This window comes from Vreelandella jeotgali Hwa, assembly GCF_000334215.1.
Taxonomy (GTDB): Bacteria; Pseudomonadota; Gammaproteobacteria; order Pseudomonadales; family Halomonadaceae; genus Vreelandella; species Vreelandella jeotgali.
The window spans coordinates 417,366-438,382 of sequence record NZ_AMQY01000014.1 but is presented as its reverse complement, the minus strand read 5'-3'; the positions used below and the strand labels follow the sequence as shown (position 1 = coordinate 438,382).

15 protein-coding genes and 1 pseudogene are annotated in these 21,017 nt (G+C 64.4%); 9 read left to right on the top strand and 7 right to left on the bottom strand.

The genetic code is table 11. The features are described 5' to 3' along the window. The first annotated feature begins 9 nt into the window (after window positions 1-9). From cysS to C793_RS0108000, 5 genes and pseudogenes are all read left to right on the top strand, one after another. Window positions 10-1,413 carry a cysteine--tRNA ligase gene (cysS, locus tag C793_RS0108020; protein ID WP_017430421.1) on the top strand — a complete coding sequence of 468 codons (1,404 nt, stop codon included), beginning with the start codon at window positions 10-12 and terminating at the stop codon, window positions 1,411-1,413. Between the two features lie 41 nt (window positions 1,414-1,454). After that, a pseudogene (gene osmF / locus C793_RS13680) lies at window positions 1,455-2,391 on the top strand (glycine betaine ABC transporter substrate-binding protein OsmF). 3 nt (window positions 2,392-2,394) lie between these two features. Beyond that, window positions 2,395-3,612: an ABC transporter permease gene (locus C793_RS0108010; protein ID WP_017430420.1), complete on the top strand. Its 1,218-nt coding sequence runs from the start codon at window positions 2,395-2,397 to the stop codon at window positions 3,610-3,612. Beyond that, the gene (locus C793_RS0108005; RefSeq protein WP_017430419.1) at window positions 3,609-4,574 is read left to right on the top strand and encodes an ABC transporter ATP-binding protein; all 966 of its coding nucleotides are present in this window, start codon (window positions 3,609-3,611) and stop codon (window positions 4,572-4,574) included. The genes C793_RS0108010 and C793_RS0108005 overlap by 4 nt, the downstream gene beginning before the upstream one ends. Then, the gene (locus C793_RS0108000) at window positions 4,564-5,337 is read left to right on the top strand and encodes an ABC transporter permease (RefSeq protein WP_017430418.1); all 774 of its coding nucleotides are present in this window, start codon (window positions 4,564-4,566) and stop codon (window positions 5,335-5,337) included. The genes C793_RS0108005 and C793_RS0108000 overlap by 11 nt, the downstream gene beginning before the upstream one ends. Window positions 5,338-5,535: 198 nt before the next feature. Here the strand turns inward: C793_RS0108000 and C793_RS0107995 are convergent, their stop codons facing one another. Continuing rightward, the gene (locus C793_RS0107995; protein WP_017430417.1) at window positions 5,536-7,248 is read right to left on the bottom strand and encodes a SulP family inorganic anion transporter; all 1,713 of its coding nucleotides are present in this window, start codon (window positions 7,246-7,248) and stop codon (window positions 5,536-5,538) included. Window positions 7,249-7,650: 402 nt separating this feature from the next. On the opposite strand from C793_RS0107995, the gene C793_RS0107990 reads away from it, so the two are divergent. Then, window positions 7,651-8,931, top strand: a complete 1,281-nt coding sequence (locus C793_RS0107990; protein WP_017430416.1) for an O-acetylhomoserine aminocarboxypropyltransferase/cysteine synthase family protein — start codon at window positions 7,651-7,653, stop codon at window positions 8,929-8,931. A 158-nt stretch (window positions 8,932-9,089) separates the two neighbouring features. Then, complete coding sequence (locus C793_RS0107985) at window positions 9,090-10,733, top strand: methyl-accepting chemotaxis protein (protein WP_017430415.1); 1,644 nt, start codon at window positions 9,090-9,092, stop codon at window positions 10,731-10,733. Here C793_RS0107985 and rarD read toward each other — a convergent pair. Next, complete coding sequence (gene rarD, locus C793_RS0107980; RefSeq protein WP_017430414.1) at window positions 10,730-11,626, bottom strand: EamA family transporter RarD; 897 nt, start codon at window positions 11,624-11,626, stop codon at window positions 10,730-10,732. The genes C793_RS0107985 and rarD overlap by 4 nt on opposite strands. 152 nt (window positions 11,627-11,778) lie before the next feature. Here rarD and C793_RS0107975 point away from each other — a divergent pair, with 152 nt between their 5' ends. Then, complete coding sequence (locus tag C793_RS0107975; RefSeq protein ID WP_017430413.1) at window positions 11,779-12,597, top strand: amidohydrolase; 819 nt, start codon at window positions 11,779-11,781, stop codon at window positions 12,595-12,597. A 44-nt stretch (window positions 12,598-12,641) separates the two neighbouring features. Continuing rightward, entirely contained in the window at window positions 12,642-13,346 is a 705-nt protein-coding gene (locus C793_RS0107970) for a pseudouridine synthase (RefSeq protein ID WP_026106184.1), read from the top strand. 17 nt (window positions 13,347-13,363) lie between these two features. Here the strand turns inward: C793_RS0107970 and ycaO are convergent, their stop codons facing one another. The 5 genes from ycaO to C793_RS0107945 form a co-directional block, all read right to left on the bottom strand. Further along, window positions 13,364-15,091: a 30S ribosomal protein S12 methylthiotransferase accessory factor YcaO gene (ycaO, locus tag C793_RS0107965; protein ID WP_017430411.1), complete on the bottom strand. Its 1,728-nt coding sequence runs from the start codon at window positions 15,089-15,091 to the stop codon at window positions 13,364-13,366. A 211-nt stretch (window positions 15,092-15,302) separates the two neighbouring features. Further along, on the bottom strand, window positions 15,303-16,934 hold the full coding sequence (locus C793_RS0107960; RefSeq protein ID WP_017430410.1) for an ABC transporter ATP-binding protein: 1,632 nt from the start codon (window positions 16,932-16,934) through the stop codon (window positions 15,303-15,305). Next, the gene (locus C793_RS0107955; RefSeq protein WP_026106183.1) at window positions 16,931-17,995 is read right to left on the bottom strand and encodes an ABC transporter permease; all 1,065 of its coding nucleotides are present in this window, start codon (window positions 17,993-17,995) and stop codon (window positions 16,931-16,933) included. The genes C793_RS0107960 and C793_RS0107955 overlap by 4 nt, the downstream gene beginning before the upstream one ends. Before the next feature lie 3 nt (window positions 17,996-17,998). Further along, window positions 17,999-19,072 (bottom strand): microcin C ABC transporter permease YejB, encoded by a 1,074-nt coding sequence (locus C793_RS0107950; protein WP_017430408.1) that lies wholly within the window; start codon window positions 19,070-19,072, stop codon window positions 17,999-18,001. Between the two features lie 37 nt (window positions 19,073-19,109). Beyond that, window positions 19,110-20,999 (bottom strand): extracellular solute-binding protein, encoded by a 1,890-nt coding sequence (locus C793_RS0107945; protein ID WP_017430407.1) that lies wholly within the window; start codon window positions 20,997-20,999, stop codon window positions 19,110-19,112. Window positions 21,000-21,017 lie beyond the last annotated feature (18 nt).

Below are 21,017 nucleotides of genomic sequence, written 5' to 3'. Positions count from 1 at the left end.
GAGACAGCAGTGCAGCTTTACAACACCCTGACCCGGCGCAAGGAACCGCTTGCGCCCCGGGAGCCGGGGCATATCAGCATGTACGTATGCGGCATGACGGTGTACGACTACTGCCATCTGGGCCATGCTCGCGTCATGGTGGCGTTTGACGTGATCAGCCGCTATCTTCGCGAACGCGGCTATAACGTGACCTATGTGCGCAATATCACCGATATTGACGACAAGATTCTCAAGCGTGCCGCTGACAATGGCGAAAGCATCGAGGCGTTGACCGAGCGCATGATTGCCGCCATGCACGAGGATGAAGCCCGACTCGGCGTGCTGCCACCCGACCGGGAGCCCCGGGCGACCGGCCACGTCGACGCCATCATTGCCATGATCCGGGTGCTGATCGACAAGGGATATGCCTATCCGGCGGCCAACGGTGATGTCTATTACCGCGTGCGCGAATTTGCCGATTACGGCAAGCTCAATAATCGCGACCCCGACGACATGCGCTCGGGGGCACGGGTCGACGTGGACGATCACAAGGAAGATCCGCTCGATTTCGTGCTCTGGAAAGCCGCCAAGCCCGACGAAGCCAGGTGGCCGTCTCCCTGGGGAGATGGGCGGCCCGGCTGGCACATTGAATGCTCGGCCATGTCGACCGGGTGCCTGGGCAACACCTTCGATATTCACGGCGGCGGGCCGGATCTGACCTTTCCGCACCATGAAAACGAAATTGCCCAGTCGGAAGCCGCCACCGGCCAAACCTACGTCAATACCTGGATGCACGCCGGCGCGGTTCGCGTGGACGAGGAAAAAATGTCCAAATCGCTGGGCAACTTCTTCACCATTCGCGATGTGCTCGTCGAGCACGATCCGGAAGTGGTGCGTTACCTGCTGGTGGCCAGTCATTACCGCAGTCCGATCAACTATTCGGTAGACTCGCTGAGCGAAGCGCGCCGGTCGCTGACGCGGCTCTACACCGCGCTGGAAAACATCGACCCGGAGCCGGAACCGGTAAGCTTGAGCCTGGCGGAGCCCTCCAGCGGCCATGCTCGACGCTTTGCCGAGGCCATGGACGACGACTTCAATACCCCGGAAGCGCTGGCGGTCCTTTTTGAGCTGACCCGAGAGTTGAATCGCGCCCGGGCCAACGATACCGCCGACGTCCCCCGGCTGGCCGGCGAGCTGCGAGCCCTGGGCGGCGTGTTGGGGCTGCTGTCGCAGTCTCCCGCCACTTTCCTGAAGGGAGAAACGGCGCTGGACGAGGCCAACATTGAAGCGCAGATTGCGCGTCGCGCCGAGGCCAAGGCCGCCAGGGACTTCGCCACGGCCGATAGCATCCGGGACGAACTCGCTGCGCAGGGGATTATCCTGAAAGACTCGCGCGAAGGGACGCGCTGGGTGGTACAGTCGTCATCGGGCTGATACCGAGCGACTGATATCGAGCGATAGAGGGAAGAGAAACAATGCGTTGGCTAAAACACGGGGTGCTGACGGCACTGGTCGTCACGTTGCCGGCGGTTGCCGAGCCGGACGACAGGACGGTTGTCGTGGGCTCCAAGATCGATACCGAAGGCGCGGTGCTCGGCGAGCTGATTCTGCAGACGCTGGCGCGTCAGGACATTCCCGTGGAAAATCGCCTGCAGCTGGGCGTGACCAGCGTGGTACGTGAGGCGCTGGACGCCGGCGAAATCGACCTCTATCCCGAATATACCGGCAACGGGGCGTTTTTTCGACATGGCCGGCAGCCCGGTATGGCAGGATGCATCGAGCGCCTGGCAGACCGTGCACGACAAGGATGCCGCCAACGGCCTTGTCTGGCTTACGCCTGCCAGCGCCAATAACACCTGGGCGATAAGCGTGCGGCAGGATCTGGCGCAGGAGAACGAGCTGGAAAGCCTGGACGACCTCGCGGATTACCTGGCCGACGACGGTGACTTCAAGCTTGCCGCCAGCGCCGAATTTGTCGAATCGAAACAGGCGCTGCCGGCGTTTCAGCAGGCCTACGACTTTACCCTCGGCGAAGACCAACTACTGGTGCTGTCCGGCGGCAATACGGCCGCCACCATGCGCGCCGCGGCTCGCCGCACCAGCGGCGTCAACGCTGCCATGACCTACGGTACCGACGGTGGCCTGGTCGCTCTGGGGCTCAAGGTGCTCGAAGATACCCGCAACGTCCAGCCGGTCTATCAGCCCGCGCCGGTCGCGCGCGAATGGGTGCTGGACGCCTATCCCCGGCTCAAGCCGGCGCTGGCGCGGGTATTTTCCGGCCTTGATCTGACCACACTGCAGCGTCTTAATGCCGAGGTCGCGGTCAAGGGTCGGGCGGCTGACGAGGTCGCCGGCGATTATCTTGACCGGCATTCCGCCAACGCCAGCCTGCCCAACAGCACGGACCCTTGATCCATGGCCTTGATGGATGCTCTTCCCCTGCAATCCGCACGCTGGCGTCCGTGGCAACCCAACCCGGTCCTGCTGTGTCTGGCCGTGGCCATGTTGGCAACGCTTGCGGGGCTGGACGTGGTCAGCGTGGCGCCCAATCGCATTGCCGCTCCCACCGGCTATTCGCTGTGGGGCGCGACAGGCATACCGGGCGCGGCGCTGGCGCTCTTGCTGCTGGGGGCCATGACGGGGCTTGCCGCCTACCCGGGGCGTTACCGCTATCCGGCCTTGTTGACCGTGAGCGGGCTGCTGCTGGCGTTGATCCCGTTTGCCATGATGCTGGCTGCTTTCCGGCTGATAGAGCCCGGCGTGGCCCAGGCACGGCTGGGAATTGGCCCGGCGCTGTGGGTGCTGCTGTTCATGCTGATGCTCTGCCTGGTGGAGCTGCGCCTGCGCATGCAGCTGGCCCGGGGCTGGCTGTTGCTGATGCTTCTGCCCATCGTCGGCGTATGGTGGCTGTGTGCGGCGTTCTGGCTGGACCGGCTGGCGCTGGTGCAGGAGTTTCAGGCGCGCCATGACGCCTTTTATCGCGCGCTGGTCGAGCACCTGGCGCTGGTGGGCATCGCGGTCACCCTCAGCACGGTACTGGGGGTTGCGATTGCCATGCTGATTCGTCGCTTTGCGGCCGGCCGGACCACAGCCTTTGCGATTCTCAACTTTTTTCAGACCATTCCCAGCCTGGCGCTGTTCGGGCTGTTGCTGGCGCCGCTTGCCTGGCTGTCGGCGCGATTTGACGCGCTGGCGGCCATCGGCGTGCAGGGCATTGGCTGGACGCCTGCGCTCATCGCGCTGGTGGCCTACAGCCTGCTGCCCATGGTGCGCAATACGCATGTGGCGCTGGAAGCGGTCAGCCCGGCGGCGTTGGATGCTGCTCGGGGCATGGGGATGCGTCCTGCTCAGCGTTTTCTGCTGGTCCGCCTGCCGTTGGCCCTGCCCATCCTGTTGGAAGGGCTGCGGATCACCACGGTACAGGCCATCGGCCTGACCGCGGTGGCCGCGCTGATCGGCGCCGGCGGGCTGGGAACCCTGATTTTTCAGGGGCTCGGTCAGTCCGCCATGAGCATGGTGCTGCTGGGGGCACTGCCGATTATTGTCATGGCGTTTGTGGCCGACACGGCACTCGGCACCCTGGCCGCCAGGCTGCGCCACGGAGATTCAACCCGCCAGGGAGACAGGGCATGATCGAGTTACGCAACGTCTCGAAGGATTTCGGCGATGTGCAGGCCGTCGACGACATCAGTTTCAGCGTGCCCCGGGGAAAATTCTGCGCGCTGGTGGGGGCCTCCGGCTGCGGCAAGTCCTCCACGCTGCGCATGATCAATCGCCTGACGGAACAGAGTCGTGGCGATATCCTGTTGGATGATCAGGCCATCCAGGACTACGACCCGGTCAAACTGCGCCGGCGCATCGGCTACGCCATTCAGGAGACCGGGCTGTTTCCCCACTGGAACGTCATGCGCAACATTGCCACCGTGCCGAAGCTGTTGAAGTGGCCGGCCACCCGGGTGCATCAGCGCGTTGAAGAGCTGATGCACTTTCTGCACCTGCCCGTGGCCGAGTTTGCGCATAAGTATCCCGGCGAGCTGTCCGGCGGCCAGGCGCAGCGCGTCGGGGTCGCCAGGGCGCTGGCCGCCGACCCTGACATTCTGTTGATGGATGAACCCTTCGGGGCGCTGGACCCGATTACCCGGGGCCAGCTCCAGACCATGCTGGCACGACTCCAGGCGCGTCTGCACAAGACCGTGGTGCTGGTTACGCACGACATGGACGAAGCCCTGCGCCTGGCCGATCACCTTGTGGTCATGCGCGAGGGCGCGATCGTACAGCAGGGCAGCCCCCTGGCGCTGTTGCAGAAACCCGCCAACGACTACGTGGATTCCCTGCTGGGCGGGCTCGAACGCGGGCTGAAACAGGCAGCGCTGACCCGGGTGCGCGATCACATGGCGCCGCTGGGGCCGACGCTGCCCGCCCAGTCCCGGGTACCCGACGGCTATACCCTGCGCCAGACACTGTCGGTGATGCTGCGCGACCACAGCGAGCGTGTCACCGTGGTCGATACCAACGACATGCCCGTGGGCGAGCTATCGCTGCGCAAGCTGGTCAAAGAGGCGCATACCCGGGAGGGCGAGGCGCATGAGTCCTGATCTGCAGCGCCTGCCCGGCAACCCGAATCCGCTACGCTGGCTGATGCCGGTAGTGTGGCTGGTGCTGCTGGGGGTTGCGGTCAAGGCCATGCCGCTGGCCACGCCGGCGCTGGAATGGCTGTCCCCGGACACCGACGGCGTGGTCTATGAGCGCACGGCGTTCACGACCCTGCTGTGGCGCCATGCCTTGACGGTGGGCGTTGCGGCGGTGTTGACCGTTATTGTGGGTATCACCGCGGGCGTGGCCGTGACCCGCCCTCGGGGGCGCGATTTTCTGCCGCTGGTGGGGCAGTGCGCCTCACTGGGGCAGACATTCCCGCCGGTAGCGGTGCTGGCGCTGGCGGTGCCGGTTCTGGGCTTTGGCACGCTGCCGATTGTCTGTGCGCTGGTGCTCTACGGGCTCTTGCCGATTGTGCGCAATACCCTGGCCGGTCTGCAAAACGTCGACGACACCCTGATCGCCACGGCCCGGGGCATGGGCATGACCGGACGGCAGCGGCTGTATCGCGTGGAATTGCCGCTGGCCGCGCCGGTGATTCTGGCAGGCGTGCGTACTTCCATCACCGTGAACATCGCCACGGCGGCACTGGGCGCTACCGTCGGCGCGAGCAACCTCGGCGAGCCGATTATTGCCGGTATCGTCAACGGCAACACCGCCTACGTGGTTCAGGGAGCGGTCATTATCGCGTTGCTGGCGCTCAGTGTGGATAGCCTGCTGGATGTGTGGCAACGGCAACTGACGCAGAGCCGGGAGCGCCATTAAGCAAGCAAAGATTTATACCGTTATCTTTTTTTCATTGAAAATCTGCCTCCCGAAAATCCCTGCCCAAAACACACCTCGAGAACCCCGTTCAACAAAACACCGTGAGCGTCGATGCGTTGACGCAGCGCACCATGAGAAAATTGCGTGAGAAAAGCGGGGCGTGAAAAGCCGGGCACAAATCGGCCCGGTGGTAGCCGTTCAATCGGCAGGGCGGGCCAGCGTCTGCCAGGCGGCATAGGTACTGAGGAAAATCCGCCCGGTGAGCTGGTCGGGAAAATCGCTGCGCTTCAGGCGGTCCATGACCGGCCCCTTGACTTCGGCCAGGTTGAGGGTAACGCCGGAATCCTCGAGGCGGGCGTTAATCGCCTCCAGACTCCCCAGCGCCGAAGCGTCGATGAGGTTGACGGCCGAGCAAACGATTACCACATGGTTCAGCGCCGGGCGGTTGGCTACCAGCTCATAGAGCGTATCTTCCAGGTAGCGCGCATTGGCAAAATAGAGACTTTCGTCAATCCGCAGGAGGGCCAGGTGGTCGCGGGTCTCCACGTTGTGGCGCGTGATATTACGGAAGTGCTCGGTATCGGGAACGCGTCCGATCAGCGCGCTGTGAGGGCGGCTGGTGCGATACAGGTAAAGCGCCAGCGAGACCCCGATGCCGCTGATGATGCCGGTTTCTATCCCCTCGGACAGGGTCAGAATGATGGTGATGGCCATCGCGGTAAAGTCGCTGCGGGAGTAGCGCCAGGTGGCTCGCAGCGTGGCGATATCCACCAGCGTCAGGATTGAAACCGTGATAAACGCGGCCAGGGTGGCAACCGGCAGGTAGTACAGCCAGTCCGTGAGCCGATAGGTCACCAGGCCGATGCCCAGTGCCGCCACAGCGCCGGCCATCGGCGTTTGCGCACCCGCCTGATGATTGGCTACGGTGCGGGAGAGTCCGCCGGTTACCGGCATGGCGCCGGAAACGCCGGCGGCCAGGTTGGCGACGCCCAGCCCGACCAGCTCCTGGTTGGGGGCAATGCGCTGTCGCCGCTTGGCTGCCAGCATCTGACCCATGGAGACCGACTCCACAAACCCCACCAGGCTGATCAGAAAAGCCGGAACCAACAGCGTGTGCCACAGCGACGGGTCCGGCCAGGGCAGGCTCAACGGCGGCAGACCGCCGGGAATGCTCCCCACGATGGCGATCCCCTTGTCCTGCAGCTGCCATTGCCGGGTCATCAGGGTGGTCGCCAGCACGGCGACGATGGGCCCGGCTCGGGCCATCAGCCCGGCGGTCGCGGCGGGCAGGCCACAGCGCTGGAGAAGGGCGCTACCCCGGCGGCGCACACCCACCAGAAAGGCCAGCACGCCCAGGCTCATCAGCAGGGTGGCCGGGTGGATATCGGGCAGGCCGGCCCACAGCGACGACAGGCGCTCAAACAGGGTAAAGCCGCCGCTGGGGATGCCCAGCAGTCCGCCGAGCTGGCTCGCAGCGATCAGCAGACCCGAGGCGGTAAGAAAGCCCGAGATCACCGGATGGCTGAGAAAGTTGCTGAAAAACCCCATTTTCAGCATGCCCATGGCCACCAGAATGCCCCCCGAGAGCAGCGCCAGCACCCAGGCGGCTTCAAGATATTCGGCGCTTCCCGGCGCGGCAACGTTCGACAGCGCTGCGCCGGTCATCAGCGCGATAATGGCCACGGGGCCCACGGCCAGGGTGCGGCTGGTACCGAAAATGCTGTATACCAGCTGCGGCAGAATGCTGGCATAGAGCCCGACCACCGCCGGCAGTCCGGCCAGCAGCGCATAGGCCAGCGACTGCGGAATGACCATCACGGTCACGATCATGCCGGCGAGAACATCGGCGCCCAGAAGCTGCCGGGTATACTGCGGCAGCCAGCTCATCAGCGGTAGTTTGTTGTGCCACATTGGGTTAGCCGTTTACGTCCTTGGCGTTGTTGCGGGGCAGGGTCACCGGACTACGGGCACATTGGCCCCGACTGCCGTGCTGGATTAGGGCCTGTTGACGTTTCCCCACAGCCGCGACAGAAGTCCTCCGGGGGCAGAACAAGGCGTGAGGAGCGTCGTTGGGTCGTTCCCAATGAGCGACGAACAACGCCGTGCTGTGCCCGGAGGACCCTGTCCCTTCGGGTTGCGCGCCAATGAACGTCATGCCGCGTTGCGAAACTGGGTAAGGGCACCACCATGACCGGCGTTTCGCGCCTTGCCTGACATCCTTTGGCGCAGCAACGCGGTTTGCGAGGAAACGTCAACAGGCCCTAGTATTGTAAAGCATAAGTAACCGCTTTTGGCTGAGTTCAAGGATATAACATGAAACCCGAGACCGTTGCGCTCCACCACGGCTACACGCCGGATAACCAGAATGCCGTTGCCGTGCCTATACACCAGACCACGTCCTACAGCTTTGACAGCGCTCGGCACGCTGCTGACCTGTTTGACCTCAAGGAAGAAGGCAACATCTACACCCGCATCATGAATCCCACCTGCGGCGTGTTGGAACAGCGTGTGGCCGAACTCGAAGGGGGCATCGCCGGCCTGGCTCTGGCATCGGGCATGAGCGCGATCACCACCGCCATCCAGACGCTCGCCGAAGCGGGTGACAATATCGTTTCCATCAGCGAGCTCTACGGCGGCACCTATAACCTCTTCGCCCACACGCTGCCGCGGCAGGGTATCGAGGTGCGCTTTGCCGACAAGTCGGACCCCGACGCGATCGAGCGGCTGATCGACGGCCGTACCCGGGCCGTCTTCTGTGAAAGCGTGGGCAACCCCTCGGGAGGTGTGGTCGACGTTGCGCGTCTGGCCGAGGTGGCACACCGGCACGGCGTGCCGGTCATGGTCGATAACACCACGGCAACGCCGTTTCTCTGGCGTCCGATCAAAAGCGGCGCGGATATTATCGTGCATTCGGCCACCAAGTACATCGGCGGCCATGGCACAACCCTGGGCGGCATCATTGTCGATTCCGGGCGCTTCCCCTGGGCGACGCATGCCGCGCGCTTCCCGCTGCTCAACGAGCCTGATGCGTCCTATCACGGCATCAGCTACACCCATGACGTGGGTGCCGCCGCCTTCATTACCCGCGCCCGGGTGGTGCCGCTGCGCAACATGGGCGCGGCTCTCTCGGCGCAGGCGGCGTGGAACCTGCTGCAGGGGCTGGAAACCCTGGCGCTGCGCATCGAGCGTATCTGCGCCAACACCCTGGCGATTGCCCGATACCTGGAGACGCATTCCCGGGTCAGCTGGGTACAGTATGCCGGGCTCGACAGCCATCCCGACCATGCGCTGGCAAAACACTACATGAACGGCCAGGCCTCGGGCATTCTGAGTTTCGGCATCAAGGGCGGTCAGGCCGCTGCCGAACGCTTTTATGATGCGCTGGCGCTGATTCTGCGCCTGGTCAATATCGGCGATGCCAAAAGCTGCTCGTCGATCCCCGCCTCGACCACCCACCGCCAGCTGAACCCGGAAGAGTTGGAGAAGGCCGGCGTGACGCCCGACATGGTGCGTCTGTCGATCGGCATTGAACACCTGGATGACCTGATAGCCGATCTGGATCAAGCCCTTGAAGCCAGCGCCGCCGAAACTTGATCTGACACTAATTCACCCAAAGTGCTACTGCCTTAATGTTGACGAAAGGCTACCCTTGTCCTCGGACACGACCGCTGGATGCCGGACCACGAGCCGGGCGGCAGCAGCGGTTCTGTCGAGCAAGGGTGCCTTTCCCATCAGCATAGAGAACCTTAGCCATGCGTTTAGTTTCCATTCTGTCAGCCCTGGTGCTGCTGGCGGCGTCCGTGTTGGCCGTTACGGCGGGCGGTTTCTGGGTATATCCGGGGTTGGTCTTCGCCGCGCTGGGCGGCGCCGCGCTGGTATTCAGCGGCGCCTTGGGTGTGTATTACGGTGATCGCGCCGCGTTGAACAAGGGCGCTTCATGGCTTTGGCCGGTGCGCGACTACCGCTCGCTGCGCAGCATGGCCTACCGGTTGATGAGCCGCGCCAGCAGCACGGCCATCGCGTCCACGGAAGTGTCATTCTATGCCGACCAGATGGACAAGCGCCTGGATGATCAGGAAGCCATGGCCCGGGACGCCGCGGCCAGCATGACGGCGATCAACGCGGCGATTACGCAGGTGTCGAGCAGCGCCGACCAGGTCGCCGCGCTGGCGGAAGACGCCCGCGGCGCCAGCCACGAGAACCGCCACGAGCTGGATGCCATCATCCGCGAAATGAACGATGTCTCCGAGCGCTCGGGAGAGGCGCTGGAAATGCTGGGCACGCTGAATGACAAGATCGAACGTGTCAGAAGTGTCACCTCGATGATCGAGGACATCGCCGAACAGACCCACCTGCTGTCACTCAACGCCTCCATCGAAGCAGCCCGCGCGGGGGAGCACGGGCGCGGTTTTGCCGTGGTCGCCGGCGAAGTGCGCAGCCTGGCGCTGAAAACCTCCACCGCGACGCAGAATGTCGATGAGCTGGTCAAGGACATCAGCCAGAGCGGCCAGAGCGTGGTCGACAGCATGAGCCATCTGATGGGCCGGGTCAGCGAGCGCGCGGCAGGGATCGAACAGGTCGGTACCAGCCTGGGCAAGGTGACCGACAACGTCGAAAACGTCCACCAGGAAATCAAGAGCGTGGCCGAAGCCATGGGCAGCACGCAGCAGCACAGCCAGACGGTGGCGGACAGCCTGCGCCAGCTGGAATACGATGTGGACGAGGGCAACCGCAACATGCACGACCTCGCCGGCCAGGCGCGCGCGCTGATGGAAGCGGCCGAAGGCGTGGATGCCGAGCTCGCCCAGCAGCGGCTTCGGGGGCGCCACCAGGCGGTCTTTGCCGAGGCCCGCCAGGCCGCCAACCGCGTGGGCGCTCTGTTTGAAAAAGCCCTGAAACGCGGCGAGCTGAATGCCTCGGGGCTGTTCAGTTCGCGCTACGAGCCGCTCGCCAATACGCAGCCACCGATGTACAAGACGGCGTTTGACGACTTTACCGACCGTCATCTGCCCGAGCTCCAGGAGCCGCTGCTGGAGTCCCACGGCCTCAGCTATGCGATTGCCTGCGACCGCCAGGGCTATGTGCCCACGCACAACAAAAGCGTCAGCCAGGCGCCCACGGGGGATTACGCTCACGACCTCAAGTTCTGCCGCAGCAAGCGTATTTTTGACGACCCGACGGGGCGGCGCTGCGGCGCTCACGAAAAACCCCTGCTGCTGCAAACCTACAAGCGCGACACCGGCGAGATCATGCACGATCTGTCGGTGCCGATATATGTCGACGGCAAGCACTGGGGCGGGTTTCGGATCGGCTATCAGACCGAAGATACCGCGACACCGGCGCTGGCGTCCGGTGCCTCAAGCGATGCTGCAGCGCTGCCGTCGACCGCCGGCTAACGGGTCTGCGTCTGCTGCCAGGCCGACCACGAATACACGCCCAGGCCCAGCCAGATCAGCGCGAAGGTGCCCAGCTGCACCGTGCTGAGCGGTTCGTGGAATACCAGCAGGGCAATCAGAAACTGAATACTGGGGTTGATATACATTAAAAACCCCAGCGTCGCCAGCCGCAGCCGCCGTGCAGCGCCGGCAAAGGCCAGCAGCGGCAGCGCGGTAATCACCCCGGCCGACATCAGCAGCACCGTGGTCCGGGGCGATTGGGCAAAATGCGACAGGCCCTGGTGGCTGAGCCACGCAAACACCAGCAGCGCCAGCGGCAGCAGGAGCAGCGTTTCCACAAACAGCCCCGAGAGTCCGTCCAGCGGCACCTGCTTGCGGAAAAGGCCGTAGGAACCAAACGAGAACGCCAGCATCAGGCTGAGCCACGGCAGCTCGTTGAGCAGCAGAAACTGCATGCCGATTCCCAGAGTCGCCAGCCCCAGCGCCGCCAGCTGAGCCTTGACCATGGTTTCGCGCAGCACGATAACCCCCAGCCCCACGTTTACCAGCGGCGTCAGAAAGTACCCCAGACTCGCCTGGAGAACGTGCTGTGTCTCCACCGCGTAGATGTAAATCCCCCAGTTGAAGCCGATCAGCAACGCGCAGGCCAGTACCCGCCACAGGCGTTCGGGGTGGCGCAAGGCTGCCGTCACCGGTTCCCACCGCCGCATCAGGGTAATCACCCCCGCCAGAAACAGGCACGACCAGAGAATCCGGTGCAGCACGATCTCGAACGCCGGCACGCCGTTGAACAGCGAAAAGAACAGCGGGAAGCAGCCCCACATGGAGTAGGCAATGAGTCCGAACCCGACGCCCCGGGTGGCATCGCGGTCGTGGAGGAGGTGGCTGGACATGGCGGCCTCGTCAGGGAGAAAGTGGCAGATAAAAGGGAAAATACGGCATCAGGCCCGCCCGGCAGCAGGGAGCGGGCGAGCGTGCCGGCCAAACGGCACCGGCAAGGTATGTTAATTTAGCACATTGATCTGATATGAGGAGAGAAAGCGCCATGAGTCAGCTAACCGTCAGCCTCGTACAGTGCGATTTGCGCTGGGAAGACCCGGCGGCCAACCATGCCCAGCTCGAAGCGCAGCTGGGCGACCTGGGCGGTGACGATACCGATGTTATTGTGCTGCCGGAGATGTTTGCTACCGGCTTTACCATGAACGCCGCTGCCATGGCCGAGCCCATGGAAGACAGCCCCAGCGTGGCCTGGCTACGCCGCCAGGCACGGGAGCGCGACTGCGTGCTCACCGGCAGCGTCGCGGTCAGGGAAGCCGGCGAGCATTATAACCGCCTGCTTTGGGCGCAGCCCGACGGCAAGCTGGTGTGCTACGACAAGCGCCACCTTTTCCGCATGGCCGGCGAGCACGAGCGCTATGCGGCCGGCAGCGAGCGCCCGGTGATCGAATACAAGGGGGTGCGCCTGCTGTTGACCGTCTGCTACGATCTGCGCTTTCCCGTTTGGCTGCGCCAACAGCCCGCCGATAAGCAGACCTTTGAATACGACGCGCTGCTGTGCGTGGCCAACTGGCCGGCACCGCGCCGCCACGCCTGGCGAACGCTGCTGCAGGCCCGCGCCATCGAAAACCTGGGCTACGTCATCGGCGTCAACCGCGTGGGCGAGGGCGGTAACGGCCTGAGCTACAGCGGCGACTCCATGCTCGTCGACTTCAAGGGCGAGCCCGTGCTGGATTCGCCGGCGGATACCGCCTGTATTCAAACCGGCACCCTTGATATGCAGGCGCTGGCGGCGTTTCGCGACAAATTCCCCGCCTGGCAGGATGCCGACCGCTACCGACTGCTGCCGGACGGCGACTCCGACTGACCCGGCCCACAAGAGCCCCGACCCTCATGACTCAAACCGCTACCATGCGTCTTGATCGCTTTTTGAGCGAAACCACCCCGCTGACCCGCAGCCTGGCCAAACGCGCGCTGAAAGCCGGCGAGGTCCGGCTCAACGGCGAGCGGGTCAAACAGCCCGCGGTGCATATTCGCCCCGATGACGATCTGGTGATCTGGCAGGATGAGCCCCTGGCGCTGATAGGCAAACGCTACCTGATGCTGCACAAGCCGCTGGAGGTGGAATGCACGGCGCGACGCGGTCTTTATCGCCGCGCCGTGGATCTGCTGGACGTGCCCGCCGTGGAGCGGCTGCAGCCGGTCGGGCGGCTGGATGTGGACACCACCGGCCTGTTGCTGATGACCGACGACGGCCAGTGGCTGCACCGTATTACTTCACCCAAACATCGCCACGACAAGGTATACCGCGCCACTCTGGCCGAACCGCTGGAAGGCAGTGCCGCCACGCACGCCGTGGCCCAGGTCGCTGAAGGCCTCCGGCTTGACGGCGACGATATGCCGACTCATCCGGCAACCCTGACAATGCACGGCCCCCGGGAGGCGAAGCTCGCCATCAGCGAAGGCCGCTATCACCAGGTCAAGCGCATGTTCGGCGCGCTGGGCAACCGCGTGACCGCGCTGCACCGCGAGGCCATTGGCCCGCTGGCGCTGGACGCGGATCTCGCCCCCGGCGAATGGCGGGCACTGACCGATGACGAGATCGCGCTGTTTTAATACGCTGGTGATCGATCTCAAGTGCCGTCGGCGGCGCGCTGCTGCCCCTTGAGCACCTTGGCGTAGCCTTCCAGCAGCCGCCGGTGGGCCAGCGTCGGGGCGTCGGGGTGCATGGCGTCGAGCCCGGGGAAAACCGCCATGCCGCTGGCGAGCGCCGTGGCTCTGGCCAGAGCATCGCCGTGGTAGAACTGCAGCGCCCGGGCGTAGTCGTCCGGCGACTCGCCGGCCAGGGTCAGCTCCAGCACGCTGGCCAGGGCGTCAAAGCAGCGGATATCGTCTTCCACCAGGTTGCCCGAGGCGCGCACCAGAGCGAGCTGTTCAAACGCCGCCTCCTGTTCGCCCAGCGCGAGCAGCAGCCACAGCTTGAGCTCGCCCACGCGCAGCCGTTCCCAGGCCGTCTCCGGGTCGGGCACGATGCCGGCCCATTCCAGCACGCTCATCTGGTCGTTGACGTTGTCGTCTTCCAGACCGTCGAGTAGCGCCTGCCAGGCATCCGCGCCGGCGTCGGGCAGGGCAAACAGCGTCGCACGATGGGGAACGGCCTGGTTGTTGTTATGCCACTTCAGCTCGTCGGGCAGGTAAATATCCGAAAAGCCCGGCACCAGTATGCGGCTGGCGTAGGCGCCCAGCTCGCGGTGTTCGGCGATATAGACGTCGTGGCCTTCCTGGTGCAGCAGCTCGATGAGGCTGTCGCGCTGTTCGGCATTGCCGCGGGTATCGTCCCAGTCGCAGAAGTCGACGTCCGGCGTTTCACCGATCAGCGCCCAGCTGACGTAGCCGCTGGCGTCGATGAAATGCAGCTCCAGATTGTGCGGGTCGGTCACCAGGTCCAGGTCCGCCGTGGGCGGCGGGAAACCGCCCAGCTCATCCAGCGCGCGCCCCTGAACCAGCTCGGTGAGTGCGCGTTCCAGCGCGACCTCAAAGCGCGGGTGGGCGCCAAAGCAGGCGTAGAGGCCGCCGTCATCCGGGTGCAGCAGCACAATGCTCATCACCGGGTATTGTCCGCCCAGCGAGGCGTCCAGCGCGCGCAGCTGAAAGCCGTTGGCTTCCAGCGCTGCCATGCCGGCCTGAATCCGCGGATAGCGCGCCAGCACTGCCGCCGGCACTTCGGGCAGGGTAATGGCATCGCGGATAATGCGTTCCTTGATCGCACGCTCGAAAATTTCCGCCAACCCCTGCACCTGGCCTTCATCCCGGGTGTTACCCGCCGACATGCCGTTGGATACATACATATTGCCGATCAGGTTGACCGGCACGTCCACGGTGGCGCCGTCGCGCTGGCGCACGTAAGGCAGTGTGCAAACGCTGTGGTCGGCATCGCCGCCGTTCATGTCGCGGAGTTCGGCGAGCGTCAGGTCTTCGCCGTAACGCTGATAAAACACCGGGTCGAGCACCTGGTCGAGCGGGGTGTCCGGCGACCACCACTTTTCTTCGGCCTGATGAATAAAGGGGAAGTCTTTCTGCGCCGGGGTGAGGTAAAAGTCTGCCCAGAGATAGCGCGTGGCCAGACGTTCGAGCATTTCGCCGTAGGCGCTGGCCAGCGCTGCCTTGCGGTTGGCGCCCTTGCCGTTGGCAAATACCTGGGGGCAGTCGCGGTCGCGAATATGCACCGACCAGATATGCGGTGCCGGATTCAGCCAGCGCGCCTCCACAATGTTGAAGCCGAGGCCTTCGATGTGGCCCTTGAGCGTATCCAGCGAGGTTTCAAGGGCGGCATCCTTGCCGGGAATAAACGTATGCGTCATGGGAGGCGTTCCGCGTTTTGATATGAGGTCGTGGAAATAAAGGCGCGAACTGTATCATTCCGCTCGGGCAGCCGCTATCAGCGCAGGGTAAGTGTCTGTGCCATTGCCGTTAGCTTCAATGATACGGGCGAGCCGTTAACAGGTTGGCGAGGGGGCGCTATTAATCCTTCCTGGACGCTATCTACGCCATCCCTGGCGTAGAACCCCCTCTTCAACCTGTTCCCGGCTCCTGGAGTATGAGCAACGGCGATGTTCCGAGCCCCGCTGTCGTCCCCGCAGCGTCGATCAGTCGGCGGGTATAGGCATGGCGGGGCCGGGCAAATAGTGTCTCGGTGTCGTTGGTTTCCACCACGTCGCCGTCCTTGAGCACGATAACGCGGTGGGCCATGGCGCGTACCACGGCGAGATCGTGGCTGATGAACAGATAGCCCAGCCCGCGATCGGCCTGCAGCCGGCGCAGCAGGGTAATCAGCTGTTGTTGCACCTGGCGGTCCAGCGCCGAGGTGGGCTCATCCAGCACCAAAAGCGCCGGCTCCACGATCAGGGCGCGGGCCACGGCAATGCGCTGGCGCTGGCCGCCGGAAAACTCGTGAGGGTAGCGCGCCGCTACGCTGCGGGGCAGGCCTACGTCGTCCAGAGTTTGGTAGACCCGCTGGCTGACAGCTCGGCCGTCCAGGCGCGGGAAGTGAAAGCGCAGGCCTTCGCTGATGATGTCGAATACCGGCATGCGTGGCGAAAGCGCGCCGTACGGGTCCTGAAAGACCATCTGCAGGCGATGACGCTGGCGACGCAGGGCCTTGCCGCTCAGAGTGTCCAGACGGTCCTGGCCCAGGAAGATCTCACCGCGGCTGGCGACCAGACGCATGATCGCGGAGGCCAGGGTGGTCTTGCCCGATCCGGATTCTCCCACGATACCCAGCGTCTCCCCCGGTCGTAACGACAGGTCCAGGGGTTTGACCGCTTCCAGGGGCGGCGGCGGGCGTTTCAGCAGCCCCGTTTTGGCGCGGGCGAAGCTGACGCCCAGCTGCCGTGCCTGTAGCAGCGGCGGGGCATCGGCTATCGGCGCCGGGCGGCCGTCGGGTTCGGCTTCGAGCAGTGCCCGAGTGTAGCGCGTTTTCGGCGTACGGAAGACGCGCTCGACGCTGCCGGTTTCCACCTCGCGCCCGTGGCGCATGACGCAGACGCGGTCGGCGTGGCGGCGCACCAGGTTGAGATGGTGGGTGATGAACAGCAGTCCCATTCCGTCATCGTCGCGGAGCTCGCGCAGCAGCGCCAGAATGTCCTGCTGAACGCTGACGTCGAGCGCGGTAGTGGGTTCGTCGGCAATCAGCAGCCCGGGGCGGTTGGCTATCGCCATGGCGATCATCACCCGCTGGCGCTGCCCGCCTGAAAGCTGGTGCGGCCAGGCATTCATCAGCTCGTCGGCGCGGGGGAGTTTGACGCGGCTCAGCAGCTCGCGGGTCCGCGCTCGTGCTGCCGGACCGCGAAGCCCCTGATGCAGCCGCAGGGTTTCGGCCACCTGGCGGCCGACCCGATGCAGCGGGTTCAGCGACGTCATGGGTTCCTGAAACACAAAGCCCGCCTGGCCGCCGCGCAAGTCGTTCCACTGGCGGGAGCCAAGGCGCGACAGGTCGGTGCCCTTCAGCATGCGGGTGCCGCTGACCCGGGCGTTGGGCGGCAACAGGTTCAACAGCCCGAGCGCGGTCACCGATTTTCCCGAGCCCGATTCACCCACCAGCGCCAGGGTTTCCCCGACGTTGACGCACAGCGAAAGATTCTCCACCACCGGTGTGTCGTCAAAGGCAATGGAGAGACGCTCGACGTCGAGTAGCGGTGCGGTCATGTTGCGCCTCCCTGGACGTGGCGGGGGTCGAAGGCGTCGCGCAGGCCTTCGCCGATAAACACCAGCAGCGAGAGCATGATCCCCAGCGTTAAAAAGGCGGTAATACCCAGCCAGGGCGCCTGGAGGTTGTTTTTCCCCTGGGCGGCAAGCTCTCCCAGCGACGGCGCCCCCGGCGGCAGGCCGAAGCCGAGGAAGTCCAGTGCGGTCAGGGTGCTGATGGCGCCGGTAAACAGAAACGGAATAAACGTCAGGGTGGCGACCATGGCATTGGGCAGAACGTGGCGCCACATGATCAGCCGGGGCGGCAGTCCCATGGCCCGGGCCGCGCGCACGTATTCGAGGTTGCGCGCACGCAGAAACTCGGCGCGGACGATATCCACCAGTCCCAGCCACGAAAACAGCAGCATGACCCCCAGCAGCCACCAGAAGCCCGGCTGGACAAAACTCGCCAGAATAATCAGCAGGAAGAGGACCGGCAGTCCTGACCAGATTTCGGTCATCCGCTGGCCGATCAAATCCACCTTGCCGCCGAAGTAGCCCTGCACACCGCCGATGAAAACGCCGAGAACCAGCGAGCCGGCGGTCAGCGCCAGAGCAAACACTACCGAGAGGCGGAAGCCGTAAATCACCCGCGCGAGGACGTCGCGCCCCTGGTCATCGGTCCCCAGCCAGTGGCGGCTATCCGGCGGAGCCGGCGAGGGGCGCGACATCTGCCGATCCAGCGTCTGGTAGGAGAAACGCACCGGCGGCCACAGCGCCCAGCCGTGTTCGCTGATTTGTTGCTGCATGAACGAACCGGCATAGTTGGCGCGGGTCGGCAGAAAGCCGCCGAACTCGGTTTCGGGATAGTCCACCCACAGCGGGGCATACCAGTGGCCGTCAAACTGCATGACGATGGGTTTGTCGTTGGCGATAAGCTCGGCGCCCAGGCTCAGCACAAACAGCGCGATGAACAGCCACAGCGATAGCCGGGCGCGGCGGTTGGCGTTGAAGGTGGCAACGCGTCGGCGGGACATCGGCGACATCCACCGGGCCGGCCGGCATGCGGACAGTAATGCCATCAGTCAGGCCTCCCGAGTGGCAAAGTCGATGCGCGGGTCCACCCAGACGTACGTCAGATCGGACACCAGCTTCAGCAGCAGGCCCACCAGCGTATAAAGGTACAGGGTGCCGAAAATCACCGGGTAGTCGCGCTGCATGACCGCCTCGAAGCCCAGCAGCCCCAGCCCGTCCAGGGAGAAAATCACCTCGATCAGTAGCGCCCCGGTAAAGAAAATCCCCACCAGCGCGGCGGGCAGGCCGGCAATGATGATCAGCATGGCGTTGCGGAAGACGTGGCCGTAAAGCACGCGCCGGTCATCGGCGCCCTTGGCCCGGGCGGTGAGCACGTACTGTTTGTGGATTTCGTCGAGAAAGCTGTTTTTGGTCAGCATGGTCAGGGTGGCAAAGCTGCCAATGGCCGCAGCCAGCACCGGCAGCGTCATGTGCCAGGCATAGTCCTTGACCTTGCCCCAGGCGCTGAGGTCGGCAAAGTCCGGGGACGTCAGCCCGCGCAGGGGGAACCAGTCAAAATACGCGCCGCTGGCGAAGAGGACCACCAGCAGGATCGCAAAAAGAAAGCCGGGAATCGCGTAGCCGACGATCACAATCCCCGACGAGTAGACGTCAAAGCGCGAGCCGTGGCGCAATGCCTTGCGAATCCCCAGAGGAATGGAAATGCCGTAGACCAGCAGCGTCGCCCAGAGACCCAGCGAAATCGACACCGGCAGGCGTTCGATCATCAGATCGATCACCGGCCGATTGCGAAAGAAACTGGTGCCGAAGTCGAAGGTGGCATAGTCGGCGAGCATGCCGATAAAGCGCTCGTGGGCCGGCTTGTCAAAGCCGAACTGCTGTTCCAGACGCTCGATATAACGCGGATCGATGCCCCGCGCACCTCGGGAATCATCGCTGACCTCGACCTCTCCGCCGCCGGTATCCAGGCGTGTGCTGGAAAGAGCGTCAGCGCTCTCGAAGCGCGCCAGCATCTGGTCGATGGGACCGCCGGGAGCGGCCTGGACAATAATGAAATTGACCAGCAGCACCCCGATCAGGGTTGGAATCATCAGCAGCAGTCGGCGCAGGGTATAGCGGGCCACGAGCAGCTCCTTGGTGAGGGGACGTCAGGATGGCGATTCAGCGCCGCTGTTCCAGCCTGGCGGCACGCTCGGGATCGACCCACCAGGCGTCCAGGTCCATGCCATAGTCGGGGAACGGTTGGGGGTAGCCGAACTTGTCCCATACGGCGATGCGGGTTTCCCCGGAATGATAGTGGGGGATCACGTAAAAGCCCCGGCGCAGCACCCGGTCCAGCGCCTGGGTGACGGTATTGAGCCTTGCACGGCTGTCGGCGCTGATCAACTCATCCACCAGCGCATCCACGGCGGGATTTTTCAGCCCCATGACGTTACGGCTTTGCGGGCGCTCGGCCGCCGCGCTGGTCCAGAAGTCGCGCTGTTCGTTGCCGGGGTTGTTCGATTGGGGAAACCGGCTGATGACCATGTCGAAATCAAACTGGCGCAGGCGGTTGAGATACTGGCTGATGTCGACCACGCGAATCGAGGTCTGGATGCCCAGCCGTGCCATGTTGCGCAGCATGGGCTGCACCACGCGCTCCAGCCCCGAATCGTACAGCAGTACCGTCAGGCTCAGCGGCTTGCCATCGGCATCGACCAGGGTGCCGTCTTCAACGCGATAGCCGGCTTCGCGCAGCAGCGTCAACGCCTTTTTCAGCCGCGCCCGCGGCGCATCCGGCTGGTCGATGGGCAGCGGTTTGTCGAACACATCGGCAGAGCCGAGGGAGTCGACCAGCTCGTCGCGCCAGGGAGTCAGCAGCGCGAGCTCGTCATCCGACGGCAGCCCCTCGGCCTGCATGGGCGAGTTCTGGAAAAAGCTGCGGGTACGCCGGTAGGTATCGTAGAAGATATTGGTATTCAGCCAGGGGAAGTCGAAGGTCAGGCTGAGCGCCTCGCGCACGGCGGGATGGTGAAATTTGTCCTTGCGCAGATTGAACACGAAGGCCTGCATGGGCGAGGGCCTGACATCGGGCACGGTGAGGCGTTTGACCCGGCCGTCGTCAACGGCAGGGAAGTCATACCCGGTGGCCCAGGTGGCGGCGCGGGAGTCGACGCGGTAGTCGGTCAGCCCGGCCTTGAACGCCTCCCAGGCAATGTCGCGGTCACGGTAGTAGTCAAACACCAGGCGGTCGATATTGTAGCGGCCCACGTTGACGGGTAACGCTCGGCCCCAGTAGTCCGGGTCACGGGCGTAGACAATGCGCCGCCCGGGGTCCACCTCGGCAATACGGTAGGGACCCGAGCCGGGATGAGCAGCCAGCGTCGGCGCAGTGAAGTCGCGGTCTTTCCAGTAGTGGCGGGGCAGAATCGGCATCTGCGCGACGATCAGCGGCAGCTCCCGGGAGTCGGTATCGTTGAACGTAAAGCGCACCCGGTGGGGAGACAGCGCAACGGCTTCATCGACGCCGGCGTAGTAGCTCTGATAAAACGGGCTGCCTTCTTCGCGCAGAATATTCAGGCTGAATACCACGTCGTCGGCGGTGAGCGGCTCGCCGTCCTGAAAGCGCGCTGCCGGCCGCAGGTCAAACTCGATCCAGCGGCGATCCGGCGCCACACGCACGCGAGCGGCGATCAGCCCGTAAAGGCTGAACGGTTCGCCGGGATGGGTTTCCATCAGGGTGTCGTAAATCCGGGTGAGATCGCGGGCCGGGGTGCCGCGGACGATAAAGGGGTTGGTGGAATCAAAGCTGCCGCCCGCCGCGCTTTGAATCATCGTGCCGCCTTTGGGCGCCTGCGGATTGACGTAGGGAAAGTGGGCAAAATCCTCGGGAAGCGCCGGCGACCCGTAAAGCGATAGCGCCTGCGTCCAGGGCACGTCGTCCGGCGATGGCGGCGGCGCGGGGTCAGCCAGTGCCGGCAGGGCGCTCATGGCCCAGAGGCACAGCATAAACAGGCCCGGCAGGATGCCGGCGGTCAGCCAGGAGGTGCTGCGGGGTTGTTTGAACGACATGGCGGCCCTGTCTCCCTT